General features: G+C 72.8%; 18 protein-coding genes. 8 read left to right on the top strand and 10 right to left on the bottom strand.

What is annotated here, in order from left to right; genetic code table 11:
- Positions 1-128: 128 nt before the first annotated feature.
- Complete coding sequence (locus ABZ624_RS33985; protein WP_360097865.1) at positions 129-578, top strand: nitroreductase family deazaflavin-dependent oxidoreductase; 450 nt, start codon at positions 129-131, stop codon at positions 576-578.
- A gap of 103 nt (positions 579-681) precedes the next feature.
- Here the strand turns inward: ABZ624_RS33985 and ABZ624_RS33980 are convergent, their stop codons facing one another.
- Complete coding sequence (locus tag ABZ624_RS33980) at positions 682-1,662, bottom strand: cation diffusion facilitator family transporter (protein ID WP_360097919.1); 981 nt, start codon at positions 1,660-1,662, stop codon at positions 682-684.
- Positions 1,663-1,951: 289 nt separating this feature from the next.
- Between ABZ624_RS33980 and ABZ624_RS33975 the strand changes: the two genes are divergently transcribed.
- Together ABZ624_RS33975 and ABZ624_RS33970 are read left to right on the top strand one after the other, a co-directional pair.
- A complete protein-coding gene (locus tag ABZ624_RS33975; protein WP_360097862.1) occupies positions 1,952-2,968 on the top strand; it encodes a glutathione S-transferase C-terminal domain-containing protein in 1,017 nt (338 codons plus the stop codon).
- Positions 2,969-2,996: 28 nt separating this feature from the next.
- On the top strand, positions 2,997-3,302 hold the full coding sequence (locus tag ABZ624_RS33970) for a DUF4235 domain-containing protein (RefSeq protein WP_360097859.1): 306 nt from the start codon (positions 2,997-2,999) through the stop codon (positions 3,300-3,302).
- A gap of 58 nt (positions 3,303-3,360) precedes the next feature.
- Here the strand turns inward: ABZ624_RS33970 and ABZ624_RS33965 are convergent, their stop codons facing one another.
- The gene (locus tag ABZ624_RS33965; RefSeq protein WP_360097856.1) at positions 3,361-3,825 is read right to left on the bottom strand and encodes a pyridoxamine 5'-phosphate oxidase family protein; all 465 of its coding nucleotides are present in this window, start codon (positions 3,823-3,825) and stop codon (positions 3,361-3,363) included.
- Positions 3,826-4,023: 198 nt separating this feature from the next.
- Here ABZ624_RS33965 and ABZ624_RS33960 point away from each other — a divergent pair, with 198 nt between their 5' ends.
- On the top strand, positions 4,024-5,649 hold the full coding sequence (locus ABZ624_RS33960; protein WP_360097853.1) for an amidohydrolase: 1,626 nt from the start codon (positions 4,024-4,026) through the stop codon (positions 5,647-5,649).
- A 33-nt stretch (positions 5,650-5,682) separates the two neighbouring features.
- On the opposite strand, the gene ABZ624_RS33955 is transcribed toward ABZ624_RS33960, so the two are convergent.
- The gene (locus tag ABZ624_RS33955) at positions 5,683-6,651 is read right to left on the bottom strand and encodes a helix-turn-helix domain-containing protein (RefSeq protein ID WP_360097850.1); all 969 of its coding nucleotides are present in this window, start codon (positions 6,649-6,651) and stop codon (positions 5,683-5,685) included.
- A 71-nt stretch (positions 6,652-6,722) separates the two neighbouring features.
- Here ABZ624_RS33955 and ABZ624_RS33950 point away from each other — a divergent pair, with 71 nt between their 5' ends.
- Together ABZ624_RS33950 and ABZ624_RS33945 are read left to right on the top strand one after the other, a co-directional pair.
- Complete coding sequence (locus ABZ624_RS33950; RefSeq protein WP_360097847.1) at positions 6,723-7,673, top strand: NADP-dependent oxidoreductase; 951 nt, start codon at positions 6,723-6,725, stop codon at positions 7,671-7,673.
- Between the two features lie 178 nt (positions 7,674-7,851).
- Entirely contained in the window at positions 7,852-8,232 is a 381-nt protein-coding gene (locus tag ABZ624_RS33945) for an anti-sigma factor antagonist (RefSeq protein WP_360097845.1), read from the top strand.
- Positions 8,233-8,235: 3 nt separating this feature from the next.
- On the opposite strand, the gene ABZ624_RS33940 is transcribed toward ABZ624_RS33945, so the two are convergent.
- Positions 8,236-9,183 (bottom strand): ribose-phosphate diphosphokinase, encoded by a 948-nt coding sequence (locus tag ABZ624_RS33940; protein WP_360097842.1) that lies wholly within the window; start codon positions 9,181-9,183, stop codon positions 8,236-8,238.
- Positions 9,184-9,338: 155 nt separating this feature from the next.
- Between ABZ624_RS33940 and ABZ624_RS33935 the strand changes: the two genes are divergently transcribed.
- Positions 9,339-9,998, top strand: coding sequence for a DUF4230 domain-containing protein (locus ABZ624_RS33935; protein WP_360097839.1), 660 nt, complete (start codon positions 9,339-9,341; stop codon positions 9,996-9,998).
- Here ABZ624_RS33935 and ABZ624_RS33930 read toward each other — a convergent pair whose 3' ends face one another.
- The 6 genes from ABZ624_RS33930 to ABZ624_RS33905 form a co-directional block, all read right to left on the bottom strand.
- Positions 9,999-11,771 carry a complex I subunit 5 family protein gene (locus ABZ624_RS33930; RefSeq protein ID WP_360097836.1) on the bottom strand — a complete coding sequence of 591 codons (1,773 nt, stop codon included), beginning with the start codon at positions 11,769-11,771 and terminating at the stop codon, positions 9,999-10,001.
- The gene (locus ABZ624_RS33925; protein WP_360097916.1) at positions 11,771-12,118 is read right to left on the bottom strand and encodes a sodium:proton antiporter; all 348 of its coding nucleotides are present in this window, start codon (positions 12,116-12,118) and stop codon (positions 11,771-11,773) included. Before ABZ624_RS33925 ends, ABZ624_RS33930 begins: the two co-directional genes overlap by 1 nt.
- A gap of 10 nt (positions 12,119-12,128) precedes the next feature.
- The gene (locus ABZ624_RS33920) at positions 12,129-12,866 is read right to left on the bottom strand and encodes an MnhB domain-containing protein (protein WP_360097833.1); all 738 of its coding nucleotides are present in this window, start codon (positions 12,864-12,866) and stop codon (positions 12,129-12,131) included.
- Positions 12,863-13,123 (bottom strand): hydrogenase subunit MbhD domain-containing protein, encoded by a 261-nt coding sequence (locus ABZ624_RS33915; RefSeq protein WP_360097830.1) that lies wholly within the window; start codon positions 13,121-13,123, stop codon positions 12,863-12,865. Before ABZ624_RS33915 ends, ABZ624_RS33920 begins: the two co-directional genes overlap by 4 nt.
- Before the next feature lie 642 nt (positions 13,124-13,765).
- A complete protein-coding gene (locus tag ABZ624_RS33910) occupies positions 13,766-14,218 on the bottom strand; it encodes an MrpF/PhaF family protein (RefSeq protein WP_360097827.1) in 453 nt (150 codons plus the stop codon).
- The gene (locus ABZ624_RS33905) at positions 14,215-14,409 is read right to left on the bottom strand and encodes a hypothetical protein (protein WP_360097824.1); all 195 of its coding nucleotides are present in this window, start codon (positions 14,407-14,409) and stop codon (positions 14,215-14,217) included. Before ABZ624_RS33905 ends, ABZ624_RS33910 begins: the two co-directional genes overlap by 4 nt.
- 240 nt (positions 14,410-14,649) lie before the next feature.
- Here ABZ624_RS33905 and ABZ624_RS33900 point away from each other — a divergent pair, with 240 nt between their 5' ends.
- Positions 14,650-15,246 (top strand): VanZ family protein, encoded by a 597-nt coding sequence (locus tag ABZ624_RS33900; protein WP_360097821.1) that lies wholly within the window; start codon positions 14,650-14,652, stop codon positions 15,244-15,246.
- Positions 15,247-15,313: the final 67 nt, after the last annotated feature.

The raw sequence follows: 15,313 nt of genomic DNA, 5'->3' as shown, positions 1-15,313 counted from the left end.
CGGCGCGATGACCCCGGAGGTCATCACCCGGCCGGCCCAACCGGTCCGCGGTGCGGATGATTCGCGGGGCCGCCGGTGTTGAATGCCGGTGGCAGACAGCTGTTGGACCGACGAAGGGGACGGATCCCATGCCTCTTGAGGGCGAGTACGAGCCCAGCCCGACGCAGTGGGTGCGCGAGCAGGTCGAGCTGTACGAGAGCTCCGGCGGGACGAAGGGCACGACGCTCCTGGACACCGGGCTGCCGGTCGTCGTGCTGACCTCCCGGGGCGCGAAGAGCGGAAAGATCCGCAAGACCCCGCTGATGCGGGTGGAGCACGAGGGGACGTACGCGGTGGTCGCCTCGCAGGGCGGCGCGCCCAGGCATCCGGTGTGGTACTTCAACATCATCTCAGATCCGCATGTCGAGCTGCAGGACGGGCCGGTGAAGCGGGACATGAGGGCCCGTGAGGTCACCGGCGAGGAGAAGGCGCGGTGGTGGGAGCGGGCCGTCGCCGCGTACCCGCCGTACGCCGACTACCAGGAGAAGACCTCGCGGGAGATCCCGGTCTTCGTGCTGGAGCCCGTCGGGGAGAGCTGACCGAGAAGGGCCGGCGGGAGCGGATTCGCGCCGTGCACCGGCCGGTTTCAGAAATATCTGTGCCGGTCGGGTGTGAACTCGCCCTGGGGCGGGCACCCGTGCCTCAGGCCCCGCCGCGTTCCCCCGTCGCGGCGGGGCTCTCCGCTGCCTCGCCCGCCGGCCGGTCCGTCACGTCCAGGAAGATCTGGTCGGCCTCGGGGAAGGTCCTCGCCAGCGACCGTTTGATGCGTACGGCGACCTCCTCCACCTGCTCGCTGTCCAGGCCCGGCACCAGGTCGATGCGGGCGGCCACCAGGGTGGAGTCGAGGCCCATCTTCATCGTGAACAGCGCCTCCACGCTGTCGATCTCCGGCTGCGCGCGCAGCAGCGCGCGGATACGGCCGCTCAGCTCCGGGTCGGCGGCCTGGCCGATGAGCTGGTCACGGGCGTCGCGGCCGAGCCGGTAGGCGACGTACACCAGCAGTACGCCGATCGCCAGCGAGGCCGACGCCTCCCACGCGACCTGCCCGGTCACCATGTGCAGGGCCATCCCGGCGAGGGCGAGCGTCACCCCGAGCACCGCCGTGCCGTCCTCGGCGACCACCGTGCGCAGTGCCGGGTCGCTCAGCGAGCCGAGGCCGCCGCCCTGCCGGCGCACCTGGTGCAGGGCCCGCAGCAGCGAGAGGCCTTCGGCGACGAGGGCCACGCCCAGCACGATCAGGCCCGCGACATAGCCGCCGAACGTCTCCTCGGTGCCCTGACTCAGTGCCTCGGCGCCCTGGAAGAAGGAGAAACAGCCACCCATGACGAAGATGCCGACGGCGGCGAGGAGGGACCAGAAGAAGCGTTCCTTGCCGTAGCCGAAGGGGTGTCGTTCGTCCGCGGGGCGGCGGCTGCGGCGCAGCGCGGCCAGCAGGAACACCTCGTTGAGGCTGTCGGCGACGGAGTGCGCGGCCTCCGACAGCAGCGCGGGCGAGCCCGCGAGGACACCGCCGACGGCCTTGGCGACGGCGATCACCAGATTGGCGGCGAGCGCCACGAGAACGGTGACCTTCGTGCGCGAGTCGGACGCGGGGCCGGCACGGCTCTGGTCACCCTTCCCCACGGCGGCGGGCGCGGCATCCGCCCCCGGCCCCCCGCGGCTGCGCCCGCCAGCCCGCGCTGCGGCCTGCGGGGCAGCCGTACCGGGCGCCCCGCGACCCGGCTCGCCGTACTGCGCGGCGGCCGGTGTGGGGGACGTGGCGTTGTCCTCGGCCGTTCGTGCGGCCTGCTTCCGTTCCGGGGATGTCCCGCTCACCTGACGACGACTGCCCCCGTGCGGGCGGATCACACCGTGCGGGCGGCGGAAAACGGGGAAGGCGAATCCGGGAAGCACCGGGCGGCGAGGAGGAGACATGGGCAGCGACGGCAACCGTGGCTACGGCCACAAGACGTTCAGCCGGTCCAGGAGCCACTTCACGGACCGGATCACCGCCGACGGACGGGACGGCTGGCCGGTGGAGGCGGGCCGTTACCGGCTGGTGGTCTCCCGCGCCTGTCCGTGGGCGAGCCGGGCGGTGATCTCCCGGCGGCTGCTGGGCCTGGAGGAGGCGCTCTCGATGGCCATCGCCGATCCGATCCAGGACGACCGCAGCTGGCGGTTCACCCTGGACCCCGACGGCCGGGACCCGGTGCTCGGCATCCGGTTCCTGAGCGAGGCCTACGACCGCCGCGAAACCGGTTATCCGGGCGGGGTCAGCGTGCCCGCGATCGTGGACGTACCCAGCGGACGGCTGGTCACCAACGACTACCAGCGGCTCACCCTGGACCTGGCCACCGAGTGGACGGCCGTGCACCGCCCCGGCGCGCCCGACCTGTACCCCCAGGCCCGGCGGGAGGAGATCGACCAGGTGATGGCCGAGGTGTACAAGGACGTGAACAACGGTGTGTACCGGGCCGGGTTCGCCACGCAGCAGAAGGAGTACGAGGAGGCGTGCACGGGCGTCTTCCGGCGGCTGGAAATGCTCGCCGAACGACTGGCCGGACAGCGGTATCTGGTCGGCGACACCCTCACGGAAGCGGACATCCGGCTGTTCACCACGCTGGTCCGGTTCGACGCCGTCTACCACGGCCACTTCAAGTGCAACCGCTGGAAGCTGACGGAGCACCCGGTGCTGTGGGCGTACGCCCGGGACCTGTTCCAGACACCCGGGTTCGGTGACACCGTCGACTTCGACCACATCAAGCGCCACTACTACCAGGTGCACACCGGCATCAACCCCACCGGGATCGTGCCCGTCGGCCCCAACCTCGCCGGTTGGCTGGTTCCGCACCACCGCGAGGAGCTGGGCGGCCGGCCGTTCGGCGACGGCACGGCGCCGGGACCGGTGCGCCCTGGCGAACGGGTGGGCCCCGCGGGGCGGCCCGGTTGACGGCCGTCCGACGAGGAAGGAGTCACACATGGCCAAGAAAAAGAAGAAAAAGCTTCCCTTCGTCTACCAGCCGATCGGCTTCGTGCTGAGCTGGGCGAGCGGCGCGCTGGCCGGAATGGCCTTCCGGCAGGCGTGGAAGGCGATCCGGCACGAGGACGACGCGCCCGACGCCCTCGACCAGGACCGCGGCTGGGGCGAGATCCTGCTGGCCGCGGCGGTCCAGGGCGCGATCTTCGCCGTGGTCCGCAGCGCGGTGGACCGCACGGGCGCGAGGGCCATCGCACGGTCTACGGGTCAGTGGCCGGTGGCCGCCGAGGAGGGAGGCCGGGACTGAGCCCGCCAACCCGCCGCGGGGATGCGGACGATACGCGGCTGCGGGTGCGTTGTGGCCCCTACGGGGCGCTCAGCCACTCGCCGTCCCGCATCAGCTCCCTGCCCCTCAGCTCGTTCTCCTCACGCCAGGCCTGGACGCGCTGCGGGAGGATCTTGAAGTACAGGTAGCGGGTGGAGAGTTGGCGGGGGTCGAAGCCGGTCTTGCCGGCGAACACCTCGGCGTCCTCCTCGGCCAGGTCCTCCGGTGTCACCGCCTGGGCGGTGCCCTCGATCACGACGACGTCCCGGGTCGGGCCGAGGCCGAGGCGGGTGCGGCCGGTGGCCACGAGGTTGCGGCCGGTGGGACTCTCGGCCGGGGTGGCGATCAGCAGGGTGGCGCCGTCCCACACGAAGGACAGCGGCACGAGATAGGGGGCGCCACCGTCGGGGCCGGCGGTGGAGACCCAGACGTCGATGTCGTGCTCCAGCCGGTGCAGGGTGTCCTTCTTGCGCTGTTCGGCGGTGCGGGCGGGCGGTGGGGTCATGGCGTACGGCCTCCTCGGGATACGGCTCCCGTCCAGTGTGGCCGTCGGTCCGGGATCTCCGCGCGCATGTGATCAAGGCGTGTCCGGGCGGGCGTGGGCTTCCGCACTCTGCAGCGGAGGCCATTGCCGCTGCTCATGCCCCTTGCGATGATCATGTCCGCGTTCACCGCGCCCCACCGACCGACCAGGAAAGGCACCATGCACGCTGACCTGCTCTTCACCGGCGGCCCCGTCCTCACCCCCAACGGCCGTACCGCGAGCGCCGTCGCCGTCACCGGGGGACGCGTCACCGCGGTCGGCGGCGACGAGCTGCGCGACCTGACCGGGCCGGGCACGGAGGTGGTGGACCTCTCCGGACGGCTGCTGCTGCCCGGCTTCCAGGACGCGCACGTCCATCCGGTGCCCGCCGGACTGGAGCTGGCCCGGTGCGATCTGAGCGGCACGACGACCGCCGAGGACACCGTGGCCGCCGTGCGCGCCTACGCCGAGGCGCATCCCGGGCGGGAGTGGATCCTCGGCGGCGGCTGGTCGATGGAGGCGTTCGCGGGCGGTACGCCGACGAAGGAGCTGCTGGACGCGGTCGTACCGGACCGGCCGGTGTATCTGCCCAACCGGGACCACCACGGCGCCTGGGTCAACAGCCGGGCGCTGGAGCTGGCCGGCATCGACCGCCACACGCCCGACCCGGCGGACGGGCGGATCGAGCGGAACGCCGCCGGAGAGCCGGACGGCACGCTGCAGGAAGGGGCGATGCAGCTGGTCGGCCGGCTCACCCCGCCCGCCACACCGGCCGACCGGCTGGCCGCGCTGCTGCACGCCCAGCGGCATCTGCACGCGCTCGGCATCACCGCCTGGCAGGACGCGCTGGTCGGCGACTTCCTGGGCATGGACGACCCGGCCGAGGCGTATATCGCCGCGGCGTGGGACGGCTCGCTCACCGCGCGGGTCGTGGGCGCGCTGTGGTGGGACCGGGAGCGCGGGGCCGAGCAGATTCCCGAACTCGTGGAGAAACGCGTCCAGTCGAGTCACGGCCGGTTCCGGGCGGGTGCCGTGAAGCTGATGCTGGACGGGGTCGCCGAGAACGGCACGGCCGCGCTGCTGGACCCCTATCTGGACCGGTGCGGCTGCGTGACCGCCAACCGCGGCAAGAGCTTCCTCGACCCCGCTCACCTGCCGAAGTACGTCACGGAGTTGGATGCCCTCGGCTTCCAGTGCCACTTCCACGCGCTGGGTGACCGGGCCGTACGCGACGCGCTGGACGCGGTCGAGGCGGCCCGGGCAGCGAACGGGCCGAGCGACACCCGGCCGCACCTCGCACACCTGCAGGTCGTGCACCCCGACGACATACCGCGTTTCGCCCGGCTCGGCGCCACCGCGAACATCCAGCCGCTGTGGGCCGCACACGAGCCGCAGATGGACGAGCTGACGATCCCCTTCCTCGGGCCCGAACGGGCCGCCCGGCAGTACCCGTTCGGCGCGCTGCTGCGCTCGGGGGCGCGGCTCGCGGCGGGCAGCGACTGGCCGGTGAGCAGCCCCGATCCGCTCCAGGGCATCCATGTCGCGGTCAACCGGGTCGAGCCGGGCGGCAGCGGACCGGTGTTCCTGCCGGAGGAACGGCTCGGCCTCGCGGACGCACTGACGGCGTACACGGCCGGCTCGGCGTACGTGAACCATCTGGACGACACCGGCCGGGTGGCCGTCGGGGCGCTCGCCGACCTGGTGGTACTGGACCGCGACCCGTTCGCCGGGCCGCCGGAGGCGATCGCGGGGACGGCCGTGGCGCTCACCTACGTGGGCGGGGAGCGGGTCTACGCGGCCGAGTGAACCCGTGCGCGGACCCGGCCCCGCCGTGACGGCTCAGCGGGCCTGCTGGAAGGTGCGGCGGTAGGCCTGCGGGGACACGCCGATCGCCGCGTGCAGGTGCTGCCGCAGCGAGGCGCCGGTGGCGAAGCCGACCTCGGCGGCGATCCGGTCCACCGGCAGGTCGCTGGCCTCCAGCAGGTGCCGGGCGCGGGCGACGCGCTGCTGGATCAGCCAGCGGCCGGGGCTGAGGCCGACCTCGTCGTTGAAGCGGCGGGCGAAGGTGCGCAGGCTCATCCGGGCGTGTCCGGCGAGGTCGGACAGGGTGAGCGGCTCGTCCAGGCGCTCCAGGGCCCAGGCCCGGGTCGCGGCCGTGCTCGCGGCGCCGCTGACCGGGACCGGCTGCTCGATGTACTGGGCCTGGCCGCCGTCCCGGAACGGCGGGACGACACAGCGACGGGCGACGGAGTTGGCGAGCTCGCTGCCGTGGTCGGTGCGCACGATGTGCAGGCAGATGTCCACGCCGGAAGCGGCTCCGGCCGAGGTGAGGATGCGGCCGTCGGCGACGAAGAGGACGTCCGGGTCCAGGTCCACCTTGGGGAACCGGCGGCGGAAGACGTCGGCGACCTGCCAGTGCGTGGTCGCGCGGCGGCCGTCGAGCAGGCCGGCCTCGGCGAGCACGAAGGCGGCCGTGCAGATCGACACGATCCGCGCGTCCGGGCGGATACGGGCGAGCGCCGCGGCGACCTCGTCCGGCAGCCGCGCGGGGATGTACGCGGGCGGCATGGAGGTGACCACCACCGTGTCCGCCGTCCCGAGGATCTCCGGGCCGTGTGCGACACCGATCGTGAAGTCGGCGTTGGTGCGCACGGGGCCGCCGTCGACCGAGCAGGTCAGCACCTCGTAGTGGCCGTCGGCGGCGCCGAGGATGCGGCCGGGGATGCCCAGCTCGAAGGGGTAGACGCCGTCCAGGGCCAGGACGACCACCCGCTCGGGCGGCCGGGTGCGCAGCTCCATGTCATGCATGGCACGATCCTATCGAAGCTTGGCAATCATGCCATTTCCCGAGCGGGCGGTGCCCGGCAGGCTGGGTGACCATGAGCGATGTGAACACGATGCGAGCCATCAGCCAGGACGTCCTCGGCGGTCCCGAGGTCCTGAAGGAAGTACGAGTGGAGCGGCCGCAGCCGGGCCCGAACCAGGTGCTGGTCCGGGTGCGGGCCGCCGGGGTCAATCCCACCGACTGGAAGCACCGGGCCACCGGCGGGTTCCTGGGCGAGCCGCCGTTCGTCCTCGGCTGGGACGTCTCCGGCGAGGTCGTCGAGACCGGGATCGGCGTGGCCGCCTTCCAGCCCGGCGACGAGGTCTTCGGCATGCTGCCCTACCCCTACGGCCACGGCTCGCACGCCGAGTACGTGATCGCCCCGGTCCGCGCCCTGACGCACAAGCCGGCCGCGATCGACCACACCCAGGCGAGCGCGCTGCCGCTGGTGTCCCTGACCGCCTGGCAGGCGCTGACCGAGCACGCGGACCTGCGGGCCGGGCAGCGGGTGCTGATCCACGCGGCGGCGGGCGGCGTCGGGCACGTGGCCGTGCAGATCGCCAAGGCGCGGGGCGCGTATGTGATCGGCACGGCCAGCGCGGGCAAGCACGACTTCCTGCGGGAGATCGGGGTGGACGAGCCGGTCGACTACCGGTCCACCGACGTCACGGAGACGGTGCGGGACGTCGACGTGGTCCTGGACACGCTCGGTGGGGACACCTCCGTCGACTCGCTGAAGGTGCTGCGGCCGGGCGGTGTCGTGGTGTCGATCCTCCCGGTGGGCTCCCAGGACTTCTACGACGAGGCCGAGCGGCTCGGGGTACGGGCCGTGCGCATGCTGGTGGACGCCGACCGGGCCGGGATGGAGAAGATCGCGGAGCTGGCGGAGTCGGGGAAGCTGAAGGCGACGATCGCCGGGACGTTCCCGCTCTCCGACGCGGCGAAGGCACACGAAGTGGGCGACACCGGACGGACCACGGGGAAGCTGGTCCTTCTGGTCGACTGACGGGCCGGCTGACGGGCCGGCTGACGGGTCGACTGTTGGTCGTCTTACGGCAGTTACCGGGTGACAAGCGCCAAACTCGAAGACATATGTCAATCGAACATGCTCAAATTCCTTCCATCAAGGGTAACTTGACGATCGGGAGACCGACGTCCGGGCACGGGTGGGAGGTGATGCCGGCGTGCGAGACGAGCCTGCACCGTTCACCCGTCACCTCCGCGTGTACGAGCACCGGGCGCACACGGTCCTGGAGCTGCGGGGCGAGATCGATCTGGTCTCGGCCACGGAGATCGGCCCGCTCCTGGACCGGGTCACCGCCCGGCCCGGTGCCAGGGTCGTCATCGACCTGCGGCCGGTGGAGTTCTTCGACTGCTCGGGGCTGCGGCTGCTGTACCGGGCCCGCGCCCGGGTCCTGGGCGGCGGCGGGCAGTTGCACCTGGTGTGTGCGCACCCGCTGACCCTGCGCGTCTTCCGGGTCACCGGGCTGTCCCGGCTGCTGCCCCCGCACCCCACGCTGGACGCGGCGCTGGCCCGGTCCGGGGCCGCGTCCGGCTCACTGTGAGCTCTACGACGGCTCGAACAGGGCGCTGACGGATTCACCGTTGTGAATGCGCCGTACCGCCTCGGCGAGGGCCGGGGCGATGGAGAGCACGCGCAGCTTGTCCGTGGGCTGCCCGTCCGCGGGGACCGGCACGGTGTTGGTGCAGACGATCTCCAGCACGTCCGGCTGCCCGCTCAGCCGCTTCAGCGCCCCTGCCGCGAACAGCCCGTGCGTGCAGGCCACCCGGACCGACCTCACGCCCGACGCGCGCAGGAGACCGAGGAGTTCCAGCACGGTGCTGCCCTTGGCGATCTCGTCGTCCAGCACGATGACGTCCCGCCCGGCGACATCGCCGATGACGGAGCTGATGCTCACCCGGTCGTCCGCGAACCGCTGTTTGGCGCCGGCCGCCACCTGCGCCCCGATGAGCCGGGCGAAGGCGGCGGCCTCCTTGGCATTGCCGAGGTCCGGCGAGACCACCGTGGTGTGCGTGAGGTCGTACTGCCGGAAATGCGCGGCGAGTTCGCGCAGCGCGTTCAGGTGGTCGACCGGCACCGAGAAGAAGCCGTGCACCTGGGGGGAGTGCAGGGTCATCGCGAGCACCCGGGTCGCACCCGCCGCCACGAGCAGATCGGCGACCAGCCGGCCGCCGATGGAGATGCGCGGTGCGTCCTTCTTGTCGGAGCGGGCGTAGGAGTAGTGCGGCATGACGACGGTGATCCGGGCCGCGGAGGCGCCGCGGGCGGCGTCGCACATCAGCAGCAGTTCCACCAGGTGTTCCTGCACGGGGCGGACCAGCGGCTGGATCAGGAACACGTCCCGCTCCCGGCAGTTGGCCTGAAGCTGCACTCCCAGGCAGTCGTTGGCGAACCGGCTGACCAGGGTGGGGCTGAGCGGCACCCCGAGGTGGGCGCAGACCTCGCGCGCCAGGCCGGGGTGGGCACTGCCGCTGAAGACAGCGATGTCTCGCACGATCCGCTCCTCGCAGAATCGTCACGGGCTGGGCCGTCATGCTACTGGCGCGCCCCGCTCACCCGGCGCGCAGGTCAGGGGTGCGGTTGCGTCGACGTACCGGTCTGGCAGGGCGGTTGGCGGGCATGCGGAGAGCAGGAAGGAGGACCGTCGCGATGACGACTTCCGTGAGACACCTGCCCGGCTGGGCCAAGGCCGTCGCCGCGCTCGTCCTGGTGCTCGCCGTGCTGTTCGCCGGGATCCGGCTGGCCGTACTGCCCGGCATCAAGGACCTGTTCGGCACCGAGACGCACGACCGTTCCGGACCCGCGCTGCTCACATCGATCCAGGACATGAGCCGTTACGACGCCGCCTCGGGCAACTTCCAGGTGGTGGTCGACCTGGAGAAGGACGCGAGGTTCCTGCCCGACGCGATCCGCGGCACCCGCACCCTGTACGTCGGCGCGGGCACCGTGGACGCGTATGTCGACCTCGGCCGGCTCGGCGAGAAGGACGTGTCGGTCAACGGCGACCGTACGTCTGCCACGCTCCGGCTGCCGCACGCGCGGCTCGGCAGGCCGGCCCTCGACCCCGACCGCTCCTACGCCGTGTCCAAGCAGCGCGGGCTGCTGGACCGGCTCGGCGACCTGTTCTCGGACAATCCCGACAGCGAGCAGGCCGTGCAGAAACTCGCCGTCCGGCACATCGGCGACGCGGCCAGGAGCAGCGGGCTGACCGCCCGCGCCGAGACCAACACCACCGGCATGCTCCAGGGGCTGCTGCGCTCCCTCGGCTTCAGGGAGGTGCACGTCTCCTACGGCACCTCGGCAGGCTGATCAGCCGCCCAGCACCCCCGGCAGGGCCAGCGCCCCCAGCAGCGTGGCGCCCACCAGCAGCCAGGCCACGTAGTCGCCGACGTGGCCGGACTGCAGGCGCCGCAGCGGCCGGGCCCAGTCGGGGGCCGCGGTCCAGTGCGGGCGGGTCACGGCGAGTCCGGCGAGGGCCACGGCCAGCGCGGTGGAGGCGAGGCCCAGCAGCACGCCGGGGAGCGTCCAGTGGACGGAGGCGTGGGCGCCGCCCGAGCCGGCCTCGTTGACGGAGCGGGCGACCAGGTCGCCGAAGCCGGGGCCCACGCCGACGGCGAGGGCGGCGGCGAGCAGCACGGCGGGCACCGTCGTCATGGTGTCCGGGATCCGGCTGAGCAGGCCGCTGGTCTCGGGTTCCTCCCCGGATCCGCTGGTCTCCAGGTCGGAGTCGGCGTTCTCGGGGCGCGGCCCGAGGCCGAGGAACACGCGGGCGGTGACCCGCAGGACGGCGCCGGCGGTGATCGCGGAAGCGGCCACGTACACGACGGTGAGCGGGCCGCCGGCCGCCTCCTCGGTCACCGCCTTGCCGAGCGCCGTACCGAACGGGGGCAGACCGGCGAGGCCGAGGGCGCCCACCGCGAACAGCACCGCGGTCGTGCGCAGTTCGCGGGCCCGACCGTACAGGGCGTGCTCGTCGACGCTGCCGTACCGGTCGAGCAGCACTCCGGCACAGGCGAACAGCGCCGCCTTCACCCCGGCGTGCCCGAGCATGTACAGGGCGACCCCGTCGTCGCCCTCGGGGGTGAGGAGACCGAGGCCGACGAGGAACAGTCCGGTGTGGGCGACGGTGGAGTAGGCCAGGAGCCGTTTGATGTGCCGCTGGTACCAGCACATCACGGCACCGGTCGCGGCCGTGAGGGTGCCCAGGGTCACCAGGGCCCGGGTCAGGTCGGCGGCGGGGATGCCGCCGGGCCCGGCGAAGACGGTGCCGTACACGCGCCAGACGCCGTAGGCGCCGAGTTCCACCATCACGCCGGACAGCAGCATGCAGACCGGGGTGGGGGCGACGGCGTGCGCGTCCGGGAGCCAGAAGTGGAAGGGTACGGCGGCCGACTTCACCAGAAGTCCGGTCAGGACCAGCACGAAGGAGGCGAGGACCAGCGCGTCCGGTCCGCCGTGCCCGGCCGCCGTGTCGAGGCCTCGGCCGATCTTCGCCATGGCCAGCTCACCGGTGCGCGCGTACAGCAGCGCGATGCCCATGAGCATGGTGTACGCGCCGAGGGAGTTGACGACACCGAAGGTCAGCGCGCCCTGTACGGCCTTCGGGTCGTCGATGCGGTAGCCGGTGAGCGCGTACGCGGTGACGCTCATCAGCTCGAAGAACACGAACGCGTTGAACAGGTCGCCGGCGATGGCGAACCCGCACATGGCGCCCTGGAAGACGAGCATCAGCGCGGTGAAGGCGCCGCGGTGGCCGCGCGGGGGCTCGTCGAAGTAGCGCCAGGAGTAGGCCAGGGCCGCCAGCGTCAGCAGGGAGACGAGGGTGGCCATGCCGAGCGCGGGGCCGTCGCCGACCACGACGATGCCGACGCTCTCGCCGCCGACGGGCAGCCAGCCGCCGACCCACTCGACCATCGGCGGCGAGGAGTCGAGCAGCAGGACGAGCGCGAGGGCGGCCGTGGCGCCGGAGACCGCGAAGCCGGTGATCTCGACGGCGATCCTCGGCAGACGGCGTCCGACGGCCACCAGCAGGGCGGCGCCCAGCAGCGGGACCGCGACGAGCAGCGGGAGCAGATGGTGCATCAGCCGCGCAACTCCCGCAGTTCGTCGGGGTCGACCGTGCCGTGCCGTTTGGCGATCTGCAGGACGAGCGCGAGCAGCAGCGCGGTGACGGTGGCGCCGACGACGATGTCGGTCAGGGTGAGCGCCTGTACGACCGGGTCGACCACGGGCCGGGAGCCGGGCTGGATGTCGGAGAAGACGGGTGCGGTGGCGCCGTCCCGGTAGCCGACCGCCAGCAGCAGCACATAGGTCGAGGACTGGCACACCGCGAGACAGCCCACGGCGTGGATGAGGTTGCGGCTGGTGGCGAGGCCGTAGCAGCCGGTCAGGAAGATGTAGGCGGCGACCAGGTAGGGAAGGACGTGCATCACGGTGTACTCAACTCCCGTGTTCCTCCTCGATCTCGACGGCCTGGTCCAGGAAGTTCGCGAGCAGGACGACGACCGCGCTCGCCACCTCCATGCCGATGGCCGCGTTCAGCAGGGGGACGGTGCCGCCGGAGGACAGGGTGTTGAAGGTGCCGTACGGCAGCAGGGTGTTGGCGAGGAACGCGGTGCCGGCCAGGACTCCGGCGGCGCCCAGCACGAGGTACGAGGAGACGGCGAGGGCGTCGGAGGTCTCGTAGACGGCGAGCGGGCGGACGCGTTCCAGTGCGCGGTAGTCGGCGCCGAGGTAGAGCAGGTGCAGGGCGGTCGCGGCGACGACCCCGCCCTGGAAGCCACCGCCGGGGCTGAGCTGGCCGTGGGCGATGACGTAGAGGCCGGTGACCAGGGCGACGGGCAGCACGAGCAGGGCGTAGCGGCGGACCGGCCGGGCCACCTCGGCGGGTTGCGGCTGTGCCCGGTGCTCGTCGCGGGCCTGGCGCAGCAGCACCACGCAGCCCAGGACGGCGGCGAACAGGATGCTCATCTCGCCGAGGGTGTCGTAGGCGCGCTGGTCGAAGTTGACGGAGGCGATGGTGTTGGCGGTGTGCCGGGTGAGGGAGGCGTGTACGGCGCGGGTGCCGTAGGGGTGGCTGCGGCCGCCGAAGCCGGGCAGGTCGAGGCAGGCGGCGACGAGCAGCGCGGCGAGGCCGGCGCCGCCGACGGCCAGCAGGGCGAGCCGCAGCCGCTTCACTGGGCGCCCTCCTTCTCACGGCCACGCCGTCTGACCTTGCGCACGCTCAGCATGATCAGCAGCGGGGTGAGCGCGGAGCCGACGGCCAGCTGGGACAGGCCGACGTCCGGGGCCTGGAGCACGGTGAACAGCACGGCCAGCACGGACCCGAGCACGGACAGCACCAGCGCCTGGCGGGCGGGGTCGCGCTGGACCACGGCCGCGGTGGCGGACGCGGCCATCAGCAGCAGCGCGACGACGATCACGGCATCGTCCATACGACACCTCCGCTCGAACCCGCCGACGGTCCATCAGCCACCGCACACTCCTGCGGCCGGCCCGCACGCGCATCCACAGCCGCACACCCGTTCGACCAGCTCACATACCGCTCGACCGCCGCACACCCCCGCGGCCGGCCCACGCCCACCTCGGACGCACGACGCCCCGGCAGCCCCCTGACGCCCCCAGCAGCCGCCACGGCCCCAAGCCGAACCGCCGGCACACCAACCACCAGCCACCCCTTCAACCAGCCCGCCGGCACCACGACCGCCGCACACCCCCGCAGCCCACCCCCGCGCACCCCGGACGCACCACATCCCCACAGCCACCCCACGCCCCCAGCAGCCGCCACGGCCCCAAACCGAACCGCCGGCACACCAACCACCACCCATCCCTTCAACCAGCCCGCCGGCACCACGACCGGCGGGCATCCCTGCGACCTGCCCCCACGCATGCTCGGTACCGCGCAATCCCCCGGACGACCCGGGGGCACATCGGCCACCGCGCTCTCGCGCAGCCGATCCGTACGCACTTCGGTCGCCGCGGATTTGGGCAGCAGACCCGCACGCGCTCCAGCCGCCGCACACCCCGGCAGCCCACCCGCGCCCGCTCCGACCGCCCGCGTCGGGGCCCCGCGCGCCTCATCCACCGCGCACCCCCCGGAAACCGCCCGACAGCGCGCGGGAGGCGATCACGTTGCCGGAGATCAGCAGGGCGCCGATGATCAGGAGCTTCACCATCGCCCGGCCCGGGCCGGTGGCGACGCACACGGCGATCACGACTGCCGCGCCCGCTCCGGCGGCGGTCCAGGTCAGTCCCCAGGCGCTCGGCCGCCCGCCTTCCAGGTCGTCGGAGAGGAGCCGGGCGAAGACGAGCGTGCCGACCGGGCCGAGCAGGGCCAGCAGCAGGGCGAGGTCGACGTAGGACGGGCGGCCGTAGCCCTGGGAGAGCAGCAGCAGGGCCGGGCACAGGGCCGAGGTGGTCATGTTCTGGGCGACGACCCGGCGGGCCGGCGGGCCGGTGCTGACGCCCCACAGGGCGGCCGCCCCTCCCCCGCCCAGTTCGACGGTCGCCGCGAGGATCCAGCCGTTCACCGCCAGGTCACCGCCCGCCGGCCGGCCCGCGCCAGCAGCGCCCCGACGGCCGCGGCGCTCCCTCCGACGATCCGTTCCAGGGTGTCGACCGACGTGATGAACATCAGCCACAGCAGCGCCAGCGCCCCCCACCAGGCCAGGAGTTCCCCGAGGGCGAGGAGTGCCGTGCGCGGGGCCGTACGCCGGGTCATCGACCACCTCCTCGGTCCGCTCTGTCCATGTAGGCGGCGATGTGTCCGAGTCGCCGCTCGGGCATCCAAGCACCGCCGGGCCCGCGGCGGGGCGGCGGCACGCGGGTCCGCAGCCGGAGTGCCCCGGGAGCGTGAACGGAAACGCCACCGTGCACCCGGAGCCGTCCGGGCGGTGGCATCCCGGGCCGGTTGCCGGGTAACCGCATGACGCAACGGGGAAGTTGGCGACCGGAGGACCTCATGGCCCGCACCCTCCCGCACCTGCCCGCCGTACTGCGCCTGCCGGGGAAGCGGCGGCGGGCCGAGCAGCCCCGCCCGCGGCGGCCGAAGGACCGTACGGGCCGCGCCGCCTCCCGCCCGCCGGCCGAGCGGCATGCGCTTGCCCTGCCCCTGCGGCTGCTGGCGATGCTGGTCGCCTTCGCGTGCATGGTGGCGTTCGCCGCCGCCCTGGCCCGGATCACCCTGGAGCCGTCGCCCGCCTCGGTGCATCTGACGCACAGCAACCTGCACCCCGGCGCCTCTCTGCGGGCGTACGTGGAGCAGGCGCGGACGGCGGACGCGGTGCGGCAGATCGGCGGAAACGTGCTCCTCGGCGTCCCGTTCGGGGTGCTGGTGCCGGTCCTCGCGCCGCGGGCCCGAGGGGTGCTTCGGGTGCTGGCGCTCACGGCCCTCGTGATGCTGATGGTGGAACTGGCGCAGGGCGCGCTGGTCACCGGGCGGGCCTTCGACATCGACGACGTCCTGCTCAACACCACCGGGGCGCTGCTCGGCTGGCTGCTGCTGGGGCGGCGGCTCGGGCGAGCGGTGCACCGGCGTGTGCGCCAACCGGCAGACTGACCGAGCGTCACCGACAGGTCCGTACCAGAGTATTGACTCCCCCTTATCTCACTCCTTAAATCAAGAG

This window comes from Streptomyces sp. NPDC007205 (assembly GCF_040634095.1).
Lineage (GTDB): Bacteria > Actinomycetota > Actinomycetes > Streptomycetales > Streptomycetaceae > Streptomyces.
This window is presented reverse-complemented; position numbering and strand designations above follow the sequence as displayed.